Below are 18,793 nucleotides of genomic sequence, written 5' to 3'. Positions count from 1 at the left end.
TAGGTCTGTTTCCGTTTCCCATTGAACACCTCCTGGTTCCTCAGTTGGTGCTCTCCACATTTCCCGGGCAAGTCCACTCGATCTCGGGCGCCTCGCCAAAGAAGTCGTCGAAGCGTTCCAGCACCAGTTCGGTGCCCGGCTCGAAGCTGGTCACACGGTAGGGGCCGGTGCCGATCAGGTCGGTCGCCATGGCGTTGCGGTCAATCGCCTCGCCCTCGCCGTAGGTGCCTGCCTTGCGGATCATGATCCGGTTGGCCATGTCGCGCAGCACCAGCGGGTAGACCGAGGCAAGGTTGAAGCGCACGGTGGTCGGGCTGGTGACTTCGGCGGTGTCGAGCCAGCGGTCGACGACACCGTTTGCGTTCGACTGGCTCTCGGCGCTCTTGATCCAGTTGTAGGTGTAGGCGACGTCTTCGGCGGTCAGGGTCGTGCCGTCGTGGAACAGCACATCATCGCGCAGCGTGACATCGAGCGTGGTGTCATCGACCCAATCGTATCCGGTCGCGATGGACGGATTGACGTCCTGGGTCTCGGGGTCGAGCTCGAACAGCGTGGCGTCGGTCAGCTGGGCGAGGATGATGTATTCGCGCTTGGTCGTGTAGTTGTAGTCGAGGTTCAGGATTTCCTCGGACATGGCCACGCGCAGGGTGTCGTCGTCGGGTCCAGCAAGAGCCGGGCCGGTGGCGGTAGCAAGCGCCAGTGCGCTCGCGGCGCAAAGGCTGCGCCAGCGAAGATTGAACATGAGATCCTCCCTTATGATCGCCCAAAGCCTAGCCGCGCTCGATCCTTGAGAAAATTGCAAATGCGGCCACTATGCATGCGAAAATTGCAACCGTCTGGCAACGACCCGCTGGGATCGGAGGATCAGGCGAATTGGATGGGTTTCGTTGGTAGAGATGCCTTTGCCTCCGAAATCGCACGCCACGAAACGTAAGGGGACGGTCAGGCAAGCGTGGCTGTCATCGCTCTCCAAGACTGCGGTGCCCCCCCCTCAGCTGTGGCTACTGCCCTCGATAGCACGGCTGTCTCATGACAGAGTTGGGTCCCTGTTGCTCCGTGTTCCAGCGGGCACGAGTGCACGCTTGCCGTCATCCGTTCCAAGGAATGTGTTGCTAAGATTATCGCACTGATTTACGCGCGACGCATATTCATGGAGATTTTATGACCTGATCGTGCGGGGAGGCAAGGCGCCCTCCTGATGCAAAGCCAAGCAGAACCAACGCCGCCGCTTGACCGCTGGGGTGAACAGTCTTGCTTGATCCGGTCGAAATCAGTTCTTCGGTGCGGGCCAATCCCGTTCTCCGAACATGAAAGATCCAAACAATGACACGGGACTATTCCAAATTCTTGCTGCCTTCGGGTTCGAGCAAGATCCCAAGACGCGCGCCTTCCCCTTTGGAAAGACTTGGCTGGAAGCCGTTCTTCAGCCAACAAACCGATGTTGAGGCGGCCGCGGATACGCCGCCGGTTCGTGTGGTCGAGGTCCACAGAAACGGCTTGCGGGTGCTGGGTGAAAATCTTGATACCATCCTCCCGCCGGGGCCGGATGCAACGGTCGGCGACTGGCTGCTTTATGATCCGCAAAAGCCATCCAATAGTAAGGTCTTGGAACGCAGGAGCGTGTTCAAGCGTCGTGCGCCGGGCTCAGACCGCAAGCGGCAGCTGATTGCTGCCAATGTGGACACGGTCTTTATCGTGTCGTCCTGCAACAAGGATTTCAACATCGCGCGGCTCGAGCGCTATGTCGCTCTGGCCTTCGAGGCAGAGGTGACGCCTGTAATCTTGCTGACCAAGGCAGACCTTTGCGACGATCCGGAAGCCTACGTCAAGGCAGCGAGCGCCATATCAGGTCGCGTCCTGGTCGAGGCGCTCAATGCCTTGAGTGAAGAGCCAATCGCCAGGTTGGCTCCGTGGTGCACGCCGGGCCAATCGGTTGCCTTTCTGGGGTCGTCCGGTGTCGGAAAATCGACGCTGGTCAATACTCTTTTTAGGGACGGTGTGGCCGATACGGCTGCCATTCGAGAAGATGACAGCAAGGGTCGCCACACGACGACGCGGCGACAATTGCACTTCACAGCCGAGGGCTGCGCGGTGCTGGACACGCCCGGCATGAGAGAGCTTCAACTCACCGATGCCGAGGCCGGAATTGCAGATGTGTTTGCGGACATCGTTGCCTTGGCGGACCAATGTCGTTTCAGCGATTGCAGACATGACCGCGAACCTGGTTGCGCCATCCAGGGCGCATTGGCGCGCGGCGAGATTGATCCTGACCGGCTTGCGCGGTGGATCAAATTGGCAGCGGAGGAACGCTTTAACGCGTCCACGTTGGCCGAACGCAAGACCGCCGATAAATCACTTCGCAAGATGATCAACGCGATCCAGCGGAAAAACAGGAAATAAGACGATGATGCGTGAATACAGAACTGAAGACACCGATGCGTTGATTGCAATCTGGGACAATGCCGAACCACTCGCGCACCCCTTCTTGTCGGATGAGGTCAGGGACCAGGTGCGTAGAGATATGGCCAATATCTATCTGCCAAATGCCGAAACATGGGTCTTGGAGAACGATGGCGCGCCGGTCGGGTTTATAGCAATGATCGGCACGGAAATCGGAGGCTTGTTCCTCGACCCCTCTGAACAAGGCAAGGGCCTCGGGCGTCACATGGTGGACCACGTTGTCGCCATCAAAGGTCCGCTGACCGTCGAGGTTTTCAAGGACAACAAGATCGGTCTGCCGTTCTACGAGCGTTGCGGCTTCGTGGTGAGCGGCGAAGGCGTGTTCGGCGCCAGCGGCGACGAGACCTTCAAGATGGCAATGCCCGCTTTGTGAAGTTGCCGGGAGGCGCCGATCATCGGCGCCTCCCATCATTGATGCTCGCCGCGTCTTCCATCTTTGGCGCGTTGCGTCGCCGCCTGGTTGATCCCGGGCCCTGTATCCGCTTCCCAAGGATCACTGGACGGGGTAGGCGGTTCGATCATTGGAAGGTCAGGACAGATCATGGCGCAGAATGCCACCATTCATAAGATCGAGCTGTCGGTCTCTGACATGGATCGCAACCATTATGAGATCCATAGGCTGACTGTGGCAAAGCATCCTTCTGAGACCGATGAGCGGTTGATGGTGCGCATCCTCGCCTTCGCCCTGAACTCCCATGAGCATTTGGAGATGACCAAAGGACTGTCGACGGACGACGAACCCGACATCTGGCAGAAGAGCCTGAGCGGCGAGATCGATCTGTGGGTGGCACTTGGGCTTCCAAGCGAAAAGGTCATGCGCCAGTCCTGCAGCAAGGCTGCGAAGGTGATTGTCTACTCCTATGGTGGCAGGGTTGCCGAGATGTGGTGGGACAAGGTCAACAATGGCACCACCCGTTTCAACAATCTGGAGGTCATCAACGTCTCGCAGGCCGACAGCTCTGAATTGGCAAAGCTGGCCAACCGCGCGATGAAGCTTCAGGTGAATATCCAAGACGGCGATGTCATGGTCAGCGTCGATCAGAGCGTGGTCTATGTCGCGCCCGTCCAATGGAAAAGCGCAATATAGATTGCTGAGGCCTGTCGCACTGCCGGACCAGGGGCGGGGGGGCCAGTTGCGGTGGGTTGGCCTGCTGCCGGTTTCGCGGACACGAAGATAAGATCGACATTTTGCGTTCGGCCAAAGGACAACCTTGAACCCCACGCCCCCCCCCCCGATGCTGCTGGGCGCGCGACCGTCCGCTATCGGTTTTCTATGGCCAGCCGTCTGGCCAAGACCAACGTCAGCGCCAACGCAATCAAAAGAAACCCCGCCCCAACAATCCAAGCGACAGGTGCCGAGTACATTTTGGCGACGGCTCCGGACAGGACCAGGCCCAAGGCGGCCCCCAACTGTTGTATCAAAGATTTGAGCGACAGCATGGTCGACCGCTGACGGTTTTCCACGCAGCTATGCAGAATACTGCTTGCAGGTGTTTCGCTGACACCAAGTATCACTGAATACAGGATGAAAACTGCCACAAATGCGATGATATCGCCTTGCAATGCCAATGCGATCTGAACGCCCGCCAAGCAAGCAAAGGTCGCCGCCAACGTCATGGCATGCCGCCGTTTGAAGATCCGGCTGATGAACGGCGACAGAGACGCGCCGAAAGCGATCGAGAAGAAATAGCTCGCAGTCACGACACCGATCACGGTGTTTGCGTAACCCTCGTTCAACATGGGTTTTGCGTGTGTCGGCCAGATGACCTCGACAGGGTTGGTTGCCATCAGAAAGAACGCCAACGCCGCCAGAAGGATCGACAGTGCGGGATGTTTCAGGGCCAAGACGCTTGCGTCCAATATCACCGTCGGGACATTTGCGAAGCTATGCTTGAGAGCCGTGATGTCCATCGGTCGCGGCTCTTCGGCAATGGCCAACATGGTAAAAACAAGGACGCCCAGCATCACACCAAAGCTTGCCACGTAGGACACATCATAGATACTGAACCCAAGGCGCTCCGCTGCCGGACCAAAAACATCAGGCAGAAAACCTCCAACGACAGCACCAATGGCCAACCCGACGGCATTCGCCCATTGCGCTTTGGCCAGGGCGGGCTGGACATCGACGCCTGGTGCGGCGGTCATGAAGGTTTCGATAAACCACGCATCAAGTGTGCCTGAGCGAAGCGCGCGCCCAAAGCCGATGAATGCAAATGAGAGTGCGAGAACGTAGAAGTCACTCGTCGAGAGAAAGAGCGCGAGAGAAATCAGGCTGGCGACGACGGCCATCAGAAAAACCGGCTTTCGGCCAATGCTATCGGCAAGACCGCCAAACGGCAGTTCCATCGCCATCGTCGTGAGCGCGTAGATCCCGAAGAGCAGCGAGATCTGGAAAAGGTCCATGCCTCGGTCGGTCAATGCCAAGGCAACAACAGCGACTGTCAGGCCCATCGCGAAACGGTCAAGGAACTGGTGTATCTGAAAGATGCGGATGTGCCGACGTGCCGAACTGGTCAGCGCTGCGAAGGAAAACTCTATTTCACTTGCCATGCTCGCAACATCAACTTTGCCGCCGCCTCCCACAATACCTTGGATGCTGGAACCTGTCCGGCGTAAGCCATTGCGGTCGTTCGAACGAGCGCGAGGCAAGGGGCGGCTGAAGTTATTCCTCGAGCATAGGATTCGGCGGCCGCTTGAATCCCATTCCGCTCTAGCAATTGGTTCATTGTGGGGCGCACGTAGCTAATCGCGCACAAAAAGCGTGCAAGGTCGCTGTTCTTCAGCGGCAGGGCAGATCGAGGCTTGCCGCATCAAGATAGCTGCGTGTCTCTAAGAGATGCAGGATATCTAGGGTTCCGCCCAGATTGGGGTCAGGTCCAAGAGGTATCGCCGCCCACCCACAGGTGGATCGGTACACGGCGGGGCAAAATCCCGGGAGGCTACTGCGCAGGTTTGACCCGCGCTTCGTGATGCTACCCATGCGGTCATTCCATTTTGGCACAATGATGGAGACCGAAGATGAAAAAGCTCACGACACTCACAGCCCTCGCCCTGCTGATGTCCACATCCGCGATCGCGCAAGAGCGTACCGAATTCAAGGTCGCGTGGTCCATCTACGTCGGATGGATGCCGTGGGGCTATCTGGAAGATAGCGGTATCATGGACAAATGGGCCGACAAGTATGGGATCGACGTCGAGATCGTACAGATCAACGACTATGTTGAATCCATCAACCAGTACACCGCGGGCCAGTTTGACGGGGTTTCGGCGACCAACATGGACACGCTGTCCATTCCGTCCGGAGGCGGCGTGGACACCACGGCGCTCATCGTTGGCGATTATTCAAACGGGAACGATGCGGTGATCCTTAAGGGAGATGGCGATTTGACGTCTTTGACCGGGATGCCGGTGAACCTCGTGGAATTGTCGGTGTCCCATTATCTGCTGGCGCGGGGGCTGGATTCCGTTGGCCTGTCCGAGGCGGATCTGGGGGGTGTGATCAACACATCCGACGCGGATATGATCGCCGCCTTCGCCACGGATGACGTGCAGGCGGTGGTCACGTGGAACCCGCTGGTGTCCGAAATCATGAACGATCCGAATGCCACCAAGTTGTTCGACAGTTCCGATATCCCCGGTGAAATCATTGACCTGATGGTCGTGAACACGGAAACGCTCGCGGCGAACCCTGATTTCGGCAAGGCGCTGGTGGGTGCGTGGTATGAGGTCATGGGACTTATGGCGGCCGGTGACGAAGAGGTTCTGACCGCGATGGCTGAAGCCTCCGGCACGGACATTGAAGGGTACAAGGCACAGCTGGCCTCTACCGAGATGTTCTACAGCGCCGCCGACGCGGTTGCCTTTACCTCCAGCCCTGAATTGCCCGACACCATGGTCGCCGTGGCCGATTTCCTGTTCGACAAGGGCATCCTGGGCGAAGGTGCGCCCTCGGCTGATTTTGTAGGCGTCGAATACCCTGGTGGCACGATCACAGGGGACGAGGCGAATGTGATGTTCCGCTTTGATACGACCTACATGCAAATGGCCGCCGACGGCGAATTGTAAGGGACATGCCCGCCGCGGGACCCTTCGTGGCGGGCAATTGATATGCGCCTTATCAACCTCAAACCCGGTCGCCCGTTCGCGGTGTTCCTGATGCTGTTGCCCTTTGCACTGGTCTTCTTGGCCTATGCGATCGGATCAGATATCCGGCTGTCCGCGAACCCGCAGGACAAACTGCTGCCCGCACCAAGCAAGGTCTGGGAGACGATGGTGCGTCTGGTCAGCGAAGGCGACCGGCGGACGGGGCGCATCCTGTTCTGGCACGACACTTGGGCCAGCCTGAAACGCTTGGGGCTTGGGATTGCTATCTCGGCATCGGTCGGGCTGGTTGCCGGGTTGCTGATCGGGTTGCTGCCGCTGGTGCGCAGTTTCCTGGCGCAGTTTGTCGCCGTGTTGTCGATGATCCCGCCGCTGGCGCTTCTGCCGATCCTGTTCATCGTGTTCGGCTTGGGCGAATTGTCCAAGGTGGTTCTGATTGTGGTGGGCACGTTGCCATTTCTGATCCGCGATCTGTCCCAGAGGGTGATCGAGCTGCCCGACGAATTGCTGGTCAAGGCACAAACCTTGGGAGCGTCCAGTTGGGTCATCGCGATCCGCGTTGCGTTGCCCCAGATCATGCCTCGGCTGATCCAGTCCGTGCGCCTGTCCCTCGGCCCTGCATGGCTGTTCCTGATCGCGGCTGAGGCGATCGCATCCGATCTCGGGCTTGGGTACCGGATCTTTCTGGTGCGCCGTTACCTCGCCATGGATGTGATTTTCACCTACGTCATCTGGATCACGATCCTTGCCTTCCTGATCGATTGGTCCCTGCGCGCGGCCTCCCGCAAATTCTACCCATGGGCGCAGGAGGGATTATGAGTTTCGTTACCGTCACCGACGTCTTCCAGTCCTACGGCGCCCGCCCGATCATCGAACGGGTGAATGTCACCGTGGACGAGGGTGAATTCATCTCGATCGTCGGGGCCTCCGGTTGCGGCAAGTCCACGTTTCTGCGCCTGCTGCTGGCCCAGGAAATCCCGACGCGCGGCAGCGTCAGCATCGCAGGTGCGCCGCCCGCCACGGAACCCGGCCTTGATCGCGGGGTCGTGTTCCAGAGATATTCCGTCTTTCCCCACATGACCGTGCGCGACAACATTGTAGCGGGCGAAAGCTTGCGGCGCGGCTGGGGGCGGTTCTTCGGGGCCGGGGCCAAGGCCGCGCGGGCCCGCGCAGATGACACTCTTGCCCGCTGCGGTTTGGATCATGTGGCGGATCAATATCCGGCGACCCTGTCGGGGGGGATGCAGCAACGCCTCGCGATCGGACAGGCCCTGGCCGCGCGCCCGCGTGTGTTGTTGCTGGACGAACCGTTTGGCGCACTCGACCCCGGGACGCGCCTGTCCATGCATGATTTCCTGACAGAGTTACGCGCAGAGACCAGCATGACGGTGTTCATGGTCACTCACGATCTGCATGAGGCATTCAAGCTCGGCGATCGTGTGCTGGTGTTTGATAAGCCCCGCTGGGACCCCCATGATCCGAACGCTTACGGCGCCACGATCACTTACGACTTTGACGCCCGCAATGGCGGTATCCCGTTTCAATCCCTCAAGGAGAATACCCATGTTTTGCAGGCCAACTGATAGGACGCGTTCGCACCACCCACGCGACCACAGGCATAGCAACATGCGCCACCACCACCCCGATCTGACCAAGTTGCGCGGCTGGAAAGCCATGCAAGCCGAAGAAGGCCTGCCTGAAACTGGCTGGGATCAGGAAAAGAAGTGGGCGCTTCGCATGGGTCTTACCGGATCCGACAGCATCGAGGACAAATCCATCCCGACGTTTGCGCGCGGTGAGTTGCCCCACTACGCAGGCATCAACACCTTCCTGAAAGCGCCCTACGCCGAAGACGTCACCGAGGTCGGCGATTACGACGCGACTGTGTTGGGCATTCCGTTTGACGGAGGCACGACCTACCGCGCGGGGACGCGCTTTGGCCCGCAAGGGCTGCGCAAGATCAGTGCGCTGTACACGCCCTACAACTATGAAATGGCCGTAGATTTGCGCGAACAGATGACGCTGTGTGACGCCGGCGATGTGTTCACGATTCCGGCCAATATCGAAAAGACGTTCGACCAGATCACCCGCGGCGTCAGCCATGTGGCCTCAAGCGGTAGCCTGCCGATCATGATCGGTGGCGATCATTCCATCGGATTTCCCTGTGTGCGCGGGATTGCGCAATGCACGTCCAAGAAAATCGGCATCATCCACTTTGACCGCCATGCGGACATCCAGGAAAAAGACCTTGATGAGCGCATGCACACAACGCCGTGGTTTCACGCCACCAATATGGACAACGTGCCCGCCAAGAACCTTGTGCAGATCGGCATCGGCGGTTGGCAGGTTCCGCGCGACGCGGTGAAAGTCGCGCGCGAGCGGGAGACCAACATCATCACCATGGGCGACATGGAAAAGATGGGCATCGACAAGACCGTGGAAATGGCGCTCGAAATGGCATGGGACGGGGTGGACATGGTCTATCTGTCGTTCGACATCGATAGCATCGATTGCGGATTTGTGCCGGGCACAGGCTGGCCCGAACCGGGTGGGTTCCTGCCGCGAGAAGCCTTGGCGCTGGTGTCCAAGGTCGCCGCCGAAGGTATCTGCGGCATGGAACTGGTCGAAGTCGCACCCCCGTATGACCAATCCGAAATCACCGCCCTGATGGGCACGCGGGTGATCGTGGATGTGCTCGGCTCGTTGGTATCGTCGGGCAAGATGGGCGCACACAAGCGTCACATGGACAAGCCAGTCACCATCCCCCACGGCGAATTTGTCGGAAAGAGGTGGTCCAATGCCACATGATATCGTCAACGGCCATGTGGGCCATATCGGGCACAACCATCCCCATGACAGCGACCACCTGCACAGTCATATGCCCGATGCGGATCGTGCCGAAGAACTCAAGGTTCTGACGACCCAGTTCATCGAAGGGTTTGTCGATGCCAAGGACAAGATGTCCTATCTGCGCATTGCTGGTGTTCCTTTGGAAATTGCGGATTCGGAGGGTGGGCCAAACCTGAAGCTGGTGGACGTGACCCTGACGACCGAATGGCAAGTCGGCACAGCTTCCCCATCGTTCGGGTCACAAGAGCTCAGCTATCTGCCGTATCCCGGCCCGATGATTACGGAACGCACGAATATGGGGCTGGTCTACGTCTCATTGCGTGTCAAACACGTTGAAGACCTACGTAATTTCATGAAGAATCACAAAGCTGCGGGGGCAGACGCGTCATGAAGTAGGGCGCCTGAGGTCTCCGGGCCAGTCTGCGAAGATCCTGACGCCAGCCTGCCGGTCCGCCGGACCGTCCGGTATGGCAGGTAGCATATTCAAGACATAAGAAAGCCCTCTAAGGCGCTAACCTTAAAGGGCTTTATTGGCTCCGGCGGTAGGGATCGAACCTACGACCAATTGATTAACAGTCAACTGCTCTACCGCTGAGCTACGCCGGAACGTGCGGGGCGATATAACAAGGTGATTCCGGCGCGTCCAGAGGGAAAGGGCAGGAAAACCGGCCTTATATGCCGATCCAGGAAAACTCTGCGTCCGCGCCCAGGTCCGGCGTTGCGCGGACCTGTGATTTCTCATGCAGATCAACCAGATGCGCGAGGACGTTGCGCGCCGCTGCGGGCAGGAGGCGGGGGTCGACATCGGCATATACCGCCTGCGTGAGGCCGCTCAGCGTGGCAGGGCCGTCTTGCAGGGCGGCGCGGATCTGGTCGCTTCGGGCCTGGCGGTGCGCGACCAGCCAGTCGATCCGTTCGGTCGGCGCATCGACAGGGGCGCCGTGGCCGGGATAGAGCCGCACCGCGCCGCGTGCCCGCAACCGCGCGCAAGAGATCATGAACTGCGTCAGGTCGCCGTCGGGGGGCGAGACCATCGAACTGGCCCAGCCCATGACATGATCGCCGCAGAACAGGCGCCCGCCCCAATCGAAGCACAGATGATTGCCGATATGGCCCGGCGTCCAGAGCGCCTCGAGGTCCCAGCCCTCACCGGCCACCGTATCGCCGTCGGCCAGCATGATGTCCGGCGCAAAGGCGTGGTCCAGACCCTCGCCGCCGCCCACAAGCCCCGATGCGGCCAGCCGCTGCATGACCGCGCTGCGGCCTGCCTCCGGGCCGCCGAAGCCAAGGACGGGCGCGCCGGTGTCCGCCGCCAGCCGCCGCGCCAGGGGCGAATGATCGACGTGGGAATGCGTGACGAGGATATGCGACACCGGGGCATCGCCGATCGCCTGTACCAGCGCGCCGAAATGCGCTTCATCCTCGGGGCCGGGGTCGATCACGGCAAGCGTGCCGGTCCCGAGCAGGTAGGTATTTGTGCCCCAATGCGTCATCGGCGATGGGTTCGGCGCAAGCACCACGCGCAGCCCGGGTTCAAGCGTCACCGCCTGCCCGGCGGGGTAGGGATCATGGATAGTCGCGTTCAAAGCCTTGACCTCCAATCGGCCGTCCTGATGTGGATCGGCAGACGCCAGCGCGGCGTTCGGCATCCTGACCGCGCGTTCCATACTCCGGGCGCGGCCGCTTTGCCATGGCTCGGCCGGGTGCCTCGCGCTCCTGCCTGTCTCGTGCCGCGCTCCCCTTCACGGCCGGTCACGTTTGTGCGGGAAAATATGTGACGGCTGGACGGCTGCCGCGCCGCTCGCTCAGAAGGTGATGGCATTTGCGGGAAGCCTGATGGACGACGACGAGCTGAGCGACGCGGAACTGGTGGAAGGCCTCCGGCTGGGCGACGAGCGTGTGTTCGCGCACCTGTATGGGCGGCACACGCCGTCGATGATCCGGGTGGCGTCCTCGGTGGTCAAGGGCAGGGCGACAGCCGAGGATGTGGTGCAGGACACCTGGATGGCCGTTCTCAAGGGCATCTCCAGCTTCGAGCTGCGGTCCACACTTGCGGCGTGGATCTTCTCGATCCTGCTGAACAAGGCGCGGACGCGGGCGCGCAGAGATGGCCGCGTGGTGTCGTTCGACGATGATTTCGGCGACGATCTGTCCGATGCTTTCGACGGGCGGGGCCGGTGGAAGGACATGGCCGAGTTGCGCGAGGATATCACGCCAGAGCGGATCGCCTCGGGTCGGTCCAGCGCTGCCCTTGTGAACGCCGCGATAGACGCGCTGCCGCCGCCCCAGCGCGCCGTTATCATCCTTCGTGTCCAGCAGGAACTGGAGGCGTCCGAGGTCTGCGCGTTGCTTGGAATTTCGGAAGGGAACATGCGCGTCCTGCTGCACCGCGCCCGCCTTGCGCTCCGGGCCCGGATGCTGGACCTTGGCGAATGATCGCGCCCGCACGCCACCTTTGCGCCTTGCGGCGTTTGCACATCGGTGCACTGCGCCCTGTGCGCTGAAGCAAGGTGCCGATTATCTAGAATGACCATTCTGAATGTGACATGGTCACAGGATGAGGGTCGCCGGGCGCGACCGGAAACAGAGGGTTAGACATGCATCGATCACAACCACACACCACCGTGCTGGCCTTGAGCGCCTTGCTGCTGTCGGCGTCCCCCGCAATATCGGAGACGTTCAGCTGGGCGGGCACCACCGATCCGCAGACGATGGACCCGCACGCCGTCAACGCGGCGCCGGTCCTGTCGTTTCTGAACAACGTCTACGAGGGTCTGGTGCGCCGCGGTCCCGACATGGACATCCAGCCGTCGCTCGCGACCTCGTGGGAGGCGCTGCCGGACGGCGCGGGCTGGCGGTTCACCTTGCGGCAGGGCGTGACCTATCACGACGGGTCCGAGTTCAACGCAGACGACGTGATCTTTTCCTACGAGCGGGCGATCTCGGAGCCGTCCGATGTCAAATCGTGGTTCTCGTCGATCACCGGCGTCGAACGCGTGGACGATTACACCGTCGATTTCCTGACCTCGGCGCCGAACCCGCTGTTTCCGGGGTCCATCGCGAATTTCATGATCCTGGATTCCGGCTGGGCCGAGGCGAACGCCGCAGAGATGCCCGCCCGCGACGCCGAGAACCATGCGACGCGGAATGCGAACGGCACCGGCCCCTTCGTGCTGGCCTCGCGCGATCCGGGGATTGAGACCCGCCTGACGCCATTCTCGGGCTGGTGGGACACCGCAGAGCACAACCTGACCGAAGCCGTGTTCACCCCGATCGGCAACCCGGCGACCGGCCTTGCGGCGCTTTTGTCGGGCGAGATCGACTTCATCTCTCCGATCCCGCTTCAGGACGTGACACAGGTCGAGGAACGCGACGGGTTCAAGGTTCTGGCAGGGCTTGAGACCCGCGTCATCATGCTGGGCTTCGGCCATGACCACGAAACGCTGAAGTATTCGGACGAGACGACCGACGCCAACCCCTTCCTCGATCCGCGCGTCCGGCTTGCCGTGGCGCAAGCCATCGACGTCGAGACCATCGACCGCGTCATCATGCGCGGCGCGGCGGAGCCGGTCAGCCAGCTGTTGCCTGCGGGCCTGTCCGGCTACTCGGAAGAGAACGCCGAGCGTCCGGCCTTTGACCCTGACGCCGCCACCGCCCTGCTGGCCGAGGCCGGGTATCCCGACGGCTTTTCGTTCGGCCTGATGTGCCCGAATGACCGCTACATCAACGACGAGGCCGTCTGCCGCGCCGTTGCGTCGATGCTGGCGCGCGTCGGGATCGAAGCCAACGTCAACGCGATGCCTGTGCGCGGCTACTGGGACGAACTGCGCGCCGACAACTTCGACATGTATCTGCTGGGCTGGTCGCCGGGCACCTTCGACGCAGAGCACCCGTTCCGCTTTCTTGCGCACACCCCGACCGAGCGTCTGGGCACCTGGAACTTCGGCGGCTATTCCAGCGCGCGGATCGACGAGCTGATGACGCCGATCCTGCAGGAAATCGACCCCGACGCGCGCCAGGGCATGATGGACGAGGTTGCCGGTATCCTTCAGGATGATGTGGCCTACGTTCCGCTCTACACCGAGCCGCTGATCTGGGCGATGAAGGACAATGTCGAGGTGATCCAGCGCCCCGACAACTTCTTCATGCTGCGCTGGGTGACGGTGAACTGATCGAAGGGAAAGGCGATGGTCGGCTTCATCCTGAAACGGCTTGTCCAGTCCGTCTTCGTGATGCTGGCCGTCGCCTTTCTCGCATTCTCGTTGTTCAGGTTCGTCGGTGATCCGGTCAGCCAGATGACCGGCGTCGAGACCTCTCTCGAGGATCAGGCGCGACTGCGCGAAGAGCTTGGCCTCAATGATCCCTTCGCCCTGCAATTCATCCGCTTTGCGGGCGATCTGGTGCAGGGCGATTTCGGCTATTCGTTCCGCACGCGTGAGCCGATTGGCGAGATGCTTCTGACGCGGCTGCCCGCTACGCTGGAACTGGGCACCGTCGCGCTTCTGATCTCGCTGGCGGTGGGCATCCCGGCGGGGATCTACACGGCGCTGCGGCCACGGGGGCTGGTCAGCCAGTCCATCCTGATCGGAACGCTCATCGGCGTGTCGATCCCCACCTTCGTGATCGGTATCCTTCTGATCTTTCTGTTCGGCGTCCAACTGGGCTGGCTGCCCACCTACGGGCGCGGCGATACGGTCGAGATCGGCTGGTGGCGCACGTCGCTGCTGTCCGTCGACGGGCTGCGGTCACTTGTCCTTCCGGCGCTGACGCTGGGCCTGTTCCAGCTGACGCTGACCATGCGGCTGGTGCGCGCCCAGATGATGGAGGTCATGCGGACCGACCACATCCGCTTTGCCATCGCGCGGGGCGTGCCGTGGCGGCGGATCAGGTATCGCCACGCGCTGCCAAACACGATGATCCCGGTCGTCACGATCATCGGCCTGCAGTTCGGCGGGGTGATCGCGTTTTCCATTGTCACCGAAAGCGTGTTCCAATGGCCCGGCATGGGGCTGCTGTTCCTTGAATCGATCCGCTTCGTCGACATCCCGGTGATGAGCGTCTACCTCGTCGTGATCGCGTTCTTCTTCGTCTTCATCAACCTGCTGGTCGACCTGATCTATCTTGCCATCGACCCAAGGCTGCGCGTGCGAGAAAGCGCATGATGCTCGCACGCCTGATGCAGACCGAAGGGGTCTGGCTGTTCAGCCGCAACCCCGCCGCGATCCTTGCCGCCATCGTCACGATTGTCGTGGTCGCGGGCGCGGTGCTTGCACCGTGGATCGCGCCGACCAATCCTTATGATCTGTCGTCCTTCTCGCTGATCGACGGGCTTCTGCCGCCCCTGTGGGAGCAGGGGGGCGATCCGCGTTTCCTGCTCGGCACCGACGATCAGGGGCGGGACATGCTGTCGTCGATCCTCTACGGCGCGCGGCTGTCGCTGATCATCGCGAGCGTCGCGATGGGGATCGCGCTGGTGCTCGGGGTCAGCCTTGGGCTGGCCGCCGGGTTCTTCGGCGGACGCCTCGATGCCATCGTCATGCGGGTGGCGGATGTCCAGCTGGCGCTTCCGGCGATCCTGACGGCGCTTCTGATCGACGGCATATCGCGCGGGATCCTGCCGCGCGAGGTGCATGACGACCTGCGCCTTGCGGTCATCACGCTGGCGATTGCCCTGTCGCTTTGGGTCAATTTCGCCCGCACCGCCCGCGCCTCGACATTCGTCGAACGCAACAAGGATTATGTTCAGGCGGCGATCATGATGGGCCAGCATCCGCTGCGGATCATGCTGCGCCATATCCTGCCGAACATCGTTGGGCCGCTGCTGGTGATCGCGACCGTGGACCTTGCCTCGGCGATCCTGCTCGAGGCGACGCTGTCGTTCCTTGGCGTCGGGCTACCGGCGGACTCGCCGTCGCTTGGCACGCTGATCCGCATCGGCATGCAATACCTGCTGTCGGGCGAATGGTGGATCCTGTGGATGCCGACGGTGTTTCTTGTCGTGCTTGTCGTGTCGATCAACCTGCTCGGGGATTTCCTGCGCGACCTCTTCAACCCGAGCCTGCGCTGATGCTGTCCGTCGCTGGATTGACGGTGCGCTTTCGCCACCGCACGGGCGCCGCCACCGCCGTGGAAGACGTGACGATGACCGTCGCGCGCGGCGAGATTCACGGGTTGGTGGGCGAGTCCGGCGCAGGCAAGTCGACCATCGGGGCGGCGATCATGGGCCTGCTGCCCCCTGCCGGAGAGATCGCCGCAGGGGACATGCGGCTGGGAGACACCGACCTGCGCACGCTGTCGGCGGCGCAGGCGCACCATCTGCGCGGCAAACGCATCTCGATGATCTTTCAGGACCCGCAGACCAGCCTCGATCCGCTGATGACCATCGGCGACCAGTTGGTCGAGACGATCCTTGCGCACGAGGATATTCCGGCCGAGGCTGCCCTGACCCGCGCCGTCGACCTGCTGGAAGAAATCGGAATCGCCAACGCCCGCGCGCGCATCCGGTCCTATCCGCACCAGTTCTCGGGCGGGATGCGGCAGCGCGTGGTTATCGCGCTGGCGCTTTGCACCAACCCCGAACTCATCATCGCGGACGAGCCGACGACCGCACTGGACGTCGCCGTTCAGGCGCAGGTGCTCGACCTGATCCGCAAGCTGGCCGAGACGCGCGGCATCGGGTTCATCCTGATCACGCATGATATCGGGGTGATCGCCCAGATTGCGGACCGGGTGACGGTCTTGCGCGACGGCAAGGTGGTGGAACAGGGCGACACCGCCCGCGTTCTTGGCGCGCCCGAGCATCCCTACACCAAGGCGTTAATGGCAGCGGTACCGCCGCTTGACCGCAGGCTTCGCCGCTTTGCCGTCCCGCGCGTCGAGGGCGAGGCCGAGACGACCGACCTGACGGCTCCGGCGCGCGAGGCCGAAGACTGGCTGATGTCCGGGGCCGGGGGCGGCGCCTCCATGGGTCCGGCGCTGGACATCGAAGCCATCACCGTGCGCTTCACGGGCGAACGGCGCGGCCTGTTCGGCCCGCGCGAGTCCTTCGTTGCGCTGGATGATGTGACCATGTCCGTAAGGCCCGGAACCGTCATGGGCCTTGTCGGCGAAAGCGGGTCCGGCAAATCCACGCTGGCCAAGGTGATCGCGGCGCTTGTGCATCCTGCCGCAGGAGAGATGCGCCTCGACGGCGCGGCGCTGGCACCGATGCGGCGGCGCACGCGCAAGGACCCGTCGCGGCGCGTCATCCAGATGGTGTTCCAGGACCCGTATTCGAGCCTCAACTCGCGCCACAAGGTGCTGAGCATCCTGACCGAACCGTTGCGTCTCTATGGGCTGGAACGCGATGAGGCTCGTCAGGACCGGCTTGCGCGGGCGATGCTGGCGCTCGTCGGACTTCCCGCCGAGGTCGCCGACCGCTATCCGCACCAGTTCTCTGGCGGGCAGCGCCAGCGGATCGCAGTCGCGCGCGCGCTGTTGTCCCGGCCCGGCCTGTTGATCTGCGACGAGCCGACAAGCGCGCTCGATGTGTCGATCCAGGCGCAGATCCTCAACCTTTTGAAAGAGCTTCAGACGAAGTTCGGGCTGACGACCCTGTTCATCAGCCACGACCTTGCCGTCGTGCGGCAGATGTCCGACGACATCACCGTTCTGAAGGACGGCAAGCTGGTCGAGACCGGCCCGTCAGAGGCGTTCTTTGATGGCCCGCGCCACGCCTATTCGAGGGACTTGCTGGCCCAGACGCCAACTGTCCGGTTCCGTTAGGGGCGATGCCGTACGCTTGCGATGCTTTGCCGTGCCGCGTATTTTCAGACCGAACGTTTCGATTATGAGTGACGCCGTGCCGAATTCACCGCCCCAGCGCAGTCGCGGGCGCCCCCGAGGCTTCGATCCCGGCGCCGCCCTCGATGCCGCGGTCCGGGTGTTCTGGAGAACGGGCTATGCGGCGGCCTCTGTCGATACCCTGTGCCGCGAGATGCACATGCCGCGGGCAAGCCTGTACCAGCTGTTCGGCAACAAGGAAGACCTGTTTCGCGCCGCGATCGCCCGCTACGCAGAGACCCGGCTTGTTCCGGTGGCCGAGGCGCTTGGCCCTAGGGGAAGCCTGCGCGAAGACCTCGAGGCGTTCTACCAGGAGGTCGTCGCCCTTGCGACGCGGGACCGCGAGACGCCGGGGTGCCTGATCTCTTGCGTTCTTGCCGATGCAGCCGGGTCCAGCGCGGCACTGCGCCGCGAACTCGATGCCCGCTTCTCGGCGCTTGAGGCGCGGATCGAGGATCGCCTTTCAAGGGATACGGCGCCGGGCGATGCGGCAGACACGCGCGCGATGGCGGGACTGCTGGCTGCGGTGGCACGGGGGATCATGCTTCGGGCACGGTCGGGAACACCGGCGGCCGATCTGCACCGGATCGCCGGGCTTGCCGTGGCGAGCTTGTGCGCCGCTCGCCACTGACCGGCACGATCTGCACGCTGTCCTCGGACCATGCCAGCTGATGCGGATTGGCGGTCTGCTCAGCCGCTCTTGTCGCGGAGTGCGGCCAGCGCGTCGGAATACTTGCCGGTGGCAGGCACGGTTTCATCGGCCTGATCCGTGCCCACAGCATCCTTGGCAAGTTTGTCGAGCGTGCGAAGCTGCGTGACGAAACCGCTGCAACCGTCGCACATCGCGAGGTGAAGCCGGATCCGCAACGCCTCCCACGGAGAGCATTCGCCGTCGATCAGTTTGCTCGCGCGTTCGGCGACCTCTTTGCAGCTCATCATCATCGTCGGGTTTCCCGGGCCTACATGACCGAGCAAGAGACTCCGCCATCGTGCGACTTGTTACGGAAATATGTCGGCATGCTTCCGAAATCCATGGCTGCGTCAGTTGGAAGCACATCTTTCTCTGACGTTCTCGGCCCTTGGTGCGGCTTTGGCCGGTGGGGGACCACCGACCGCCTGACCCCGACATCACAGCATTGCGAGCCGCGTAACAACTGGCCTGCGCGAAAAGACCCTTACGCGTGGGCAAGGAACCGCCCTCGTTCAAAATGACATGGAGCTTACTCATGACCGCAATGAAATCGGGCCTCGGCCTTGGTGCGTCCCTCGCCTGTGCCCTCAGCGTGATGGCCGCCGCGCCCGTGCACGCACAGGAGATGGAAAAGTGCTTTGGCGTCTCGCTTGCAGGCGAAAACGACTGCGCCGCAGGCCCCGGCACGACCTGCGCCGGAACCTCCAAGGTGGATTTCCAGGGCAACGCCTGGACCCTCGTTCCCGCAGGCACTTGCGCCGAGATCGAAGTGCCCGCGGCGGCAGACGGCTCGATGCGCGCCGGTGCGCTTGAAGCTCTGGACCGCGACATTCCCGCGTAAGCGGACAATCGACGCCGGGCGGGTGGTTC

At 62.0% G+C, this 18,793-nt stretch carries 19 protein-coding genes, 1 tRNA gene and 1 riboswitch; of the genes, 15 read left to right on the top strand and 5 right to left on the bottom strand.

What is annotated here, in order from left to right:
- Positions 1-40 precede the first annotated feature (40 nt).
- On the bottom strand, positions 41-742 hold the full coding sequence (locus tag KTJ87_RS16805; RefSeq protein WP_267140312.1) for an ABC transporter substrate-binding protein: 702 nt from the start codon (positions 740-742) through the stop codon (positions 41-43).
- 581 nt (positions 743-1,323) lie between these two features.
- On the opposite strand from KTJ87_RS16805, the gene rsgA reads away from it, so the two are divergent.
- The 3 genes from rsgA to KTJ87_RS16790 all read left to right on the top strand — a co-directional run bounded on the left by rsgA (position 1,324) and on the right by KTJ87_RS16790 (position 3,547).
- Complete coding sequence (gene rsgA, locus KTJ87_RS16800; RefSeq protein ID WP_267140311.1) at positions 1,324-2,400, top strand: ribosome small subunit-dependent GTPase A; 1,077 nt, start codon at positions 1,324-1,326, stop codon at positions 2,398-2,400.
- 4 nt (positions 2,401-2,404) lie between these two features.
- The gene (locus KTJ87_RS16795; RefSeq protein WP_267140310.1) at positions 2,405-2,833 is read left to right on the top strand and encodes a GNAT family N-acetyltransferase; all 429 of its coding nucleotides are present in this window, start codon (positions 2,405-2,407) and stop codon (positions 2,831-2,833) included.
- 168 nt (positions 2,834-3,001) lie between these two features.
- A complete protein-coding gene (locus KTJ87_RS16790; protein ID WP_267140309.1) occupies positions 3,002-3,547 on the top strand; it encodes a YaeQ family protein in 546 nt (181 codons plus the stop codon).
- Between the two features lie 173 nt (positions 3,548-3,720).
- Here KTJ87_RS16790 and KTJ87_RS16785 read toward each other — a convergent pair whose 3' ends face one another.
- Positions 3,721-5,010, bottom strand: coding sequence for an MFS transporter (locus KTJ87_RS16785; RefSeq protein WP_267140308.1), 1,290 nt, complete (start codon positions 5,008-5,010; stop codon positions 3,721-3,723).
- A gap of 286 nt (positions 5,011-5,296) precedes the next feature.
- Positions 5,297-5,400, top strand: a riboswitch (guanidine-I (ykkC/yxkD leader).
- Positions 5,401-5,478: 78 nt separating this feature from the next.
- On the opposite strand from KTJ87_RS16785, the gene KTJ87_RS16780 reads away from it, so the two are divergent.
- Genes KTJ87_RS16780 through KTJ87_RS16760 form a run of 5 tightly spaced genes read left to right on the top strand, consistent with a single transcriptional unit; the run spans position 5,479 to position 9,802 of the window.
- Complete coding sequence (locus tag KTJ87_RS16780) at positions 5,479-6,525, top strand: putative urea ABC transporter substrate-binding protein (protein ID WP_267140307.1); 1,047 nt, start codon at positions 5,479-5,481, stop codon at positions 6,523-6,525.
- Between the two features lie 42 nt (positions 6,526-6,567).
- Positions 6,568-7,380 (top strand): ABC transporter permease, encoded by an 813-nt coding sequence (locus KTJ87_RS16775; protein ID WP_267140306.1) that lies wholly within the window; start codon positions 6,568-6,570, stop codon positions 7,378-7,380.
- On the top strand, positions 7,359-8,144 hold the full coding sequence (locus KTJ87_RS16770; protein ID WP_267140305.1) for an ATP-binding cassette domain-containing protein: 786 nt from the start codon (positions 7,359-7,361) through the stop codon (positions 8,142-8,144). The genes KTJ87_RS16775 and KTJ87_RS16770 overlap by 22 nt, the downstream gene beginning before the upstream one ends.
- A 43-nt stretch (positions 8,145-8,187) precedes the next feature.
- A complete protein-coding gene (locus KTJ87_RS16765) occupies positions 8,188-9,369 on the top strand; it encodes an agmatinase family protein (protein ID WP_267140304.1) in 1,182 nt (393 codons plus the stop codon).
- On the top strand, positions 9,359-9,802 hold the full coding sequence (locus KTJ87_RS16760; RefSeq protein ID WP_267140303.1) for a hypothetical protein: 444 nt from the start codon (positions 9,359-9,361) through the stop codon (positions 9,800-9,802). Before KTJ87_RS16765 ends, KTJ87_RS16760 begins: the two co-directional genes overlap by 11 nt.
- A gap of 140 nt (positions 9,803-9,942) precedes the next feature.
- Here KTJ87_RS16760 and KTJ87_RS16755 read toward each other — a convergent pair.
- Together KTJ87_RS16755 and KTJ87_RS16750 are read right to left on the bottom strand one after the other, a co-directional pair.
- Positions 9,943-10,017: transfer RNA gene (locus KTJ87_RS16755), tRNA-Asn, on the bottom strand.
- A 65-nt stretch (positions 10,018-10,082) separates the two neighbouring features.
- Complete coding sequence (locus KTJ87_RS16750) at positions 10,083-10,997, bottom strand: MBL fold metallo-hydrolase (protein ID WP_267140302.1); 915 nt, start codon at positions 10,995-10,997, stop codon at positions 10,083-10,085.
- A 250-nt stretch (positions 10,998-11,247) separates the two neighbouring features.
- Here KTJ87_RS16750 and KTJ87_RS16745 point away from each other — a divergent pair, with 250 nt between their 5' ends.
- From KTJ87_RS16745 to KTJ87_RS16720, 6 genes are all read left to right on the top strand, one after another.
- Entirely contained in the window at positions 11,248-11,847 is a 600-nt protein-coding gene (locus KTJ87_RS16745; protein ID WP_267140301.1) for an RNA polymerase sigma factor, read from the top strand.
- Between the two features lie 161 nt (positions 11,848-12,008).
- A complete protein-coding gene (locus KTJ87_RS16740) occupies positions 12,009-13,583 on the top strand; it encodes an ABC transporter substrate-binding protein (protein WP_267140300.1) in 1,575 nt (524 codons plus the stop codon).
- A 15-nt stretch (positions 13,584-13,598) separates the two neighbouring features.
- Complete coding sequence (locus tag KTJ87_RS16735; RefSeq protein ID WP_267140299.1) at positions 13,599-14,573, top strand: ABC transporter permease; 975 nt, start codon at positions 13,599-13,601, stop codon at positions 14,571-14,573.
- Entirely contained in the window at positions 14,573-15,478 is a 906-nt protein-coding gene (locus KTJ87_RS16730) for an ABC transporter permease (protein ID WP_407650508.1), read from the top strand. Before KTJ87_RS16735 ends, KTJ87_RS16730 begins: the two co-directional genes overlap by 1 nt.
- Positions 15,478-17,175, top strand: a complete 1,698-nt coding sequence (locus KTJ87_RS16725; protein WP_267140297.1) for a dipeptide ABC transporter ATP-binding protein — start codon at positions 15,478-15,480, stop codon at positions 17,173-17,175. Before KTJ87_RS16730 ends, KTJ87_RS16725 begins: the two co-directional genes overlap by 1 nt.
- A 64-nt stretch (positions 17,176-17,239) precedes the next feature.
- A complete protein-coding gene (locus tag KTJ87_RS16720; protein ID WP_267140296.1) occupies positions 17,240-17,863 on the top strand; it encodes a TetR/AcrR family transcriptional regulator in 624 nt (207 codons plus the stop codon).
- A 59-nt stretch (positions 17,864-17,922) separates the two neighbouring features.
- Here KTJ87_RS16720 and KTJ87_RS16715 read toward each other — a convergent pair whose 3' ends face one another.
- A complete protein-coding gene (locus KTJ87_RS16715; protein ID WP_267140295.1) occupies positions 17,923-18,174 on the bottom strand; it encodes a zf-HC2 domain-containing protein in 252 nt (83 codons plus the stop codon).
- 344 nt (positions 18,175-18,518) lie between these two features.
- Here KTJ87_RS16715 and KTJ87_RS16710 point away from each other — a divergent pair, with 344 nt between their 5' ends.
- Entirely contained in the window at positions 18,519-18,764 is a 246-nt protein-coding gene (locus KTJ87_RS16710) for a BufA1 family periplasmic bufferin-type metallophore (protein WP_267140315.1), read from the top strand.
- Positions 18,765-18,793 lie beyond the last annotated feature (29 nt).

This window comes from Anianabacter salinae, assembly GCF_019061145.1.
GTDB classification, from domain to species: Bacteria; Pseudomonadota; Alphaproteobacteria; order Rhodobacterales; family Rhodobacteraceae; genus Anianibacter; species Anianibacter salinarum.
Note: the sequence above shows the minus strand (reverse complement) of the source record. Positions and strands in the feature narration are given on the sequence as shown.